We start from the raw sequence: 3676 nt of genomic DNA, 5'->3' as shown, positions 1-3676 counted from the left end.
CTTGCCGCAGCGAAGGCGCATAGCGCCGAAGCGGAATCTTCAACATTCGGGCCCCTGGGCGCGCGAAGCGCGCTCGGGACAGGCAGCGGACTTTGACTCCGCCATCGTTGGTTCGAATCCAGCCACCCCAGAGCGTCGCTCGCGGCGTGCGCGTTGCGCTCCCGGCGCGCGAAGCGCTCGCTGCGAGGTCGTACATTGTGCTCGTCCGCGTGGGGCAGGTACGGGTTCGTGCTTGGAAAACCGACTCGTCATGCCGATTCTGCGCGCCACGATCGTCGCCGCCGCGCTTCTTTGCGTGTGCATCGCACAAGCGTCCGCGGTTGTGCCACTGCTCTTGCAGTCGCCGACCGTCAGTCGGACGGGAATCGCCTTCGTCTACGGAGGCGATATTTGGACGGTAGGCCGTCGTGGCGGTGAAGCGCGACGACTCGTCACTGGATACGGCCTCGCAAGCGCGCCGTTCTTCTCGCCCGACGGCAGAACGATCGCGTTCAGCGCCGACTACGACGGGAACGTGAACGTCTTCACGGTCCCCGCAAGCGGCGGTGAACCCACGCGCGTGACGTACCATCCGGGTGCCGACGTCGTCATCGGCTGGACGCCGGACGGCCAGAGCGTGCTCTTCCGGTCCGGGCGAAACAGCCCCACGGACGCGACGCAAGCCTACGAGATCTCGCCGCACGGCGGATTCGCGCGCGCGCTCCCGCTGCCGGACGTGAGTGCGGGCTCGTACTCGTCCGACGCAACCCACTTCGCGTACGTTCCGAACAACCAGTGGGAGCCGTTCTGGCAAGGGTACCGCGGCGGCCAGACGACACCGATCTGGATCGCGAATCTAGCGAACTCGTCTGTCGTCGCGATTCCCAGGAGTAACTCGAACGACCGCTTTCCGATGTGGGTCGGCGAGTCGATCTACTTCGTTTCGGACCGAGGCGGGTCGTACGCGCTCTATGCGTACGATACGCGTTCGCACACCGTGCGCCAAGTCGTCGCGAACCGTCACGGCTTCGATATCATCTCCGCGTCGGCAAATGACGGTGAGATCGTGTACTCGCAGTTCGACTCGATCCACTTGTACGATCCCCGCTCGGGCACCCAGCGCGAGATTCCGATCGCGATACGTGCCGACATGCCCCAGGTTCGCCCGCACTGGGAGGCGGCCGGCGCCCAAATCCAAAACGCGGGCATCTCCCCAAGCGGCGTACGCGCCGTGTTCGAAGCGCACGGCGATATTTTCACGGTGCCGGCGGAGCACGGTAGCACCCGTAACCTTACGCAAACGCCCGGCATCGAGGAGCGCAGCCCGGCGTGGTCCCCGAACGGGAAGTGGATCGCGTACTTCTCCGATGCCGGCGGCGAATATGCGCTGCACGTACGCGATCAGCTAGGCCTGCAGCCAGAACGCGTCTATGCGCTGGAACCGCACCCGTCATTTTACTACTCGCCGCTCTGGTCGCCTGACAGCAAGAAGATCGCGTATGCCGACAAGCACTTAGGGATATACGTGATCGACCTCAGCGAAACGCATCCGCGCGCCGTGAAGATCGGGGAGCAGCCGTACGAGGGTTTCGGTCCGAACCCTTTGGACGCGTCGTGGTCGCCGGACAGCCGGTACCTGGCGTACTCGAAAGAGCTGCCGAACTTCCTCCACGCGATATTCACCTACGACACCATTGCGCGTGCGACGCACCAGATCACCGACGGCATGAGCGATTCGACGAGTCCCGCCTTCGACCGCAGCGGCAAGTACCTGTACTTTCTCTCGAGTACGGACACCGGCTTGGCCGCCTACGGGCTCGACATGGAATCCGACGAGCGTCCCGTGACGAATAACGTGTACGCTGCCGTATTGCAGAGCTCGATAGCCTCACCGATCGCTCCACGCAGCGACGACGAGGCGACGAGCAGCGATGAGCCGGTGCGGCCGGCAGCGTCGCCGAGGCCGCGCAGGGCAGCGATCGATTTCGCCGGCATCGGTCAGCGCATCGTCGCGCTCCCCATCCCGGCCGGAAACTTCGCATCGTTGCAGGCCGGTGCAGCCGGAAACATCTTTCTCTCCGAGGCGCCGCTCGTCGCCGTCGGCGAGGCGCCGCCGGCACTCGCACTCTTCCGGTTCGACCTGGCATCGCAACACCTGACGCCCTGGGCACAGGGAGTCAGCGGCTATACGATCTGTGCCGACGGAAAGAAGATGCTGCTCCAGCATTCCGGTGCTGCGCCGGGAGCTTCGACGTGGGCGATCGTCGGAACATCGCAGCCGCCCAAAGCGGGTGAAGGAACCCTAGCAACATCCGCGATGACCGTCTATGTCGTTCCTCGGGAAGAGTGGGCACAGATGTATCGTGAGACCTGGAGGATCGAGCGCGATTTCTTCTACGATCAGCACTATCACGGTCTAAATATCGCCGCGGCCGAGCGGCGGTTCTCCGTCTTCCTTCCCGGGCTCGCCTCACGCGATGACTTCACGTATCTAACGCACGAGATGCTCAGTTATCTCTCCGTCGGGCACCTCTGGGTGGCCGGCCCTGCGTCGACGCCGTATCCGCTTCGCGTGAACATCGGCTTGCTGGGCGCCGACTATACGATCGCCAACGGTCACTGGCGCTTCGCGAAGATCTACGACGGCGAGAACTGGAATCCGCAGCTCCACGCTCCGCTCACGCAACCCGGAGTGAACGTCAAGGCCGGCGAGTATCTCTTTGCCGTAAACGGTACGCCCGTCACCACGGGTCGCGAAGTCTACGCGTTCTTTCAGGAGACCGCCGGTAAGCAGACGACGATTCGCGTCGGCCCCAATCCCGACGGGACCGGCGCGCGAAACGTCACCGTCGTCCCGTTGGCCAGCGAGGCGAACCTTCGAAAACTGAACTGGATCGAAGGGAACCGGCGTCTCGTCGACCGCTTGAGCGGTGGCAGGCTCGCGTACGTCTACATGCCGGACACCGCGTTCGGAGGATTCACAAACTTCAACCGATACTTCTTCGCTCAGGTGAATCGTGAGGGCGTGATTCTGGACGAGCGCTACAATCACGGGGGTCAGATCGCCGATTACGTCATCGACCTTCTGAGTCGCCACGCACGCGCGATTATTCGCGCACGCGACGGTGAAGCGTACCTGGACCCGCCGCTTGCGATCAACGGCCCGAAGGTGATGGTCATCAACGAGTATGCGGGCTCCGGCGGTGATGCGATGCCGTGGCTGTTTCGTAAAGCCGGCCTCGGGCCACTCGTGGGCGTTCGCACGTGGGGTGGCTTGGTCGGAATCGGCGGCTATCCGCCGCTGATGGACGGCGGTGACGTCATGGCGCCGCGTATCGCCATCGGAGGTCTCCACGGTCATTGGGAAGTCGAAGGCCACGGCGTCGCACCGAACGTCGACGTGCAGCAAGATCCCCGGCTCGTGCGCGAGGGACACGACCCGCAGTTGGAGGCCGCGGTCGAAGCGGCGCTGCGGCTCCTGCGCGAACGTCCGCTGCCGCACTATGCCGTTCCGCCCTATCCGAATCATCACCCGGTGCTCCCGCCGGTCCGGCCGTGAAACTCGCCGGATTCGCGCTCGTCTTCCTGACGATCGCCGCCGCGGTTTCCCGCTCGGGAGTCGGCGCACTCGACGCGCAGATGCCTCGCTACGCACATATTTTTGTCATCGTCGAGGAGAATAAGAACTACGCGCAGA

The 3676-nt window shown here is 64.1% G+C and carries 1 protein-coding gene; it reads left to right on the top strand.

Annotated features, from left to right (window positions below):
* Positions 1–250: 250 nt before the first annotated feature.
* Positions 251–3538, top strand: a complete 3288-nt coding sequence (locus VMW12_04295; GenBank protein ID HUZ48950.1) for a PDZ domain-containing protein — start codon at positions 251–253, stop codon at positions 3536–3538.
* Positions 3539–3676: the final 138 nt, after the last annotated feature.

The sequence above is a fragment of the Candidatus Dormiibacterota bacterium genome (assembly GCA_035532835.1).
Lineage (GTDB): Bacteria > Vulcanimicrobiota > Vulcanimicrobiia > Vulcanimicrobiales > Vulcanimicrobiaceae > DAHUXY01.
This window is presented reverse-complemented; position numbering and strand designations above follow the sequence as displayed.

Bases quoted from the DNA above. Each gene is read 5' to 3' on its own strand.
- VMW12_04295 (HUZ48950.1), top strand. From the start codon at position 251: ATGCCGATTCTGCGCGCCACGATCGTCGCCGCCGCGCTTCTTTGCGTG.